The sequence below is a fragment of the Streptococcus oralis genome, from assembly GCF_001075875.1.
GTDB lineage: Bacteria > Bacillota > Bacilli > Lactobacillales > Streptococcaceae > Streptococcus > Streptococcus oralis_I.
On record NZ_JUOS01000076.1, the window covers coordinates 1 to 634 of the forward strand.

The following is a 634-nucleotide window of genomic DNA, read 5'->3' on the forward strand; positions in this document are numbered from 1 at the left end:
TTCAGCATCAACCAGCGCAGTAGCCTCAGCTTCAGCGTCAACAAGTGCAGTAGCAAGTGCCTCAGCATCGACAAGTGCGGTAGCTTCAGCCTCAGCATCAACTAGCGCGGTCGCTTCAGCATCAACAAGTGCAGTAGCAAGTGCCTCAGCCTCAACAAGTGCAGTGGCCTCAGCATCAGCATCAACTAGCGCGGTCGCTTCAGCTTCAGCATCAACCAGCGCGGTAGCTTCAGCATCAGCATCGACAAGTGCGGTAGCTTCAGCATCAGCATCAACAAGTGCGGTAGCTTCAGCATCAGCATCAACAAGTGCAGTAGCCTCAGCTTCAGCGTCAACAAGCGCGGTCGCTTCAGCCTCAGCATCAACAAGTGCAGTAGCTTCAGCATCAGCATCAACAAGTGCAGTAGCAAGTGCCTCAGCGTCAACCAGCGCAGTAGCCTCAGCCTCAGCGTCAACCAGCGCGGTCGCTTCAGCCTCAGCATCAACAAGTGCAGTAGCAAGTGCCTCAGCGTCAACCAGCGCGGTCGCTTCAGCTTCAGCATCAACTAGCGCAGTAGCCTCAGCTTCAGCGTCAACAAGTGCAGTAGCAAGTGCATCAGCATCAACCAGCGCGGTAGCTTCAGCATCAGCATCA

The 634-nt window shown here is 55.0% G+C and carries 1 pseudogene; it reads right to left on the reverse strand.

From position 1 onward, the window contains the following. Positions 1-634: pseudogene (locus ADM33_RS11620) on the reverse strand (hypothetical protein); the annotation flags it as partial.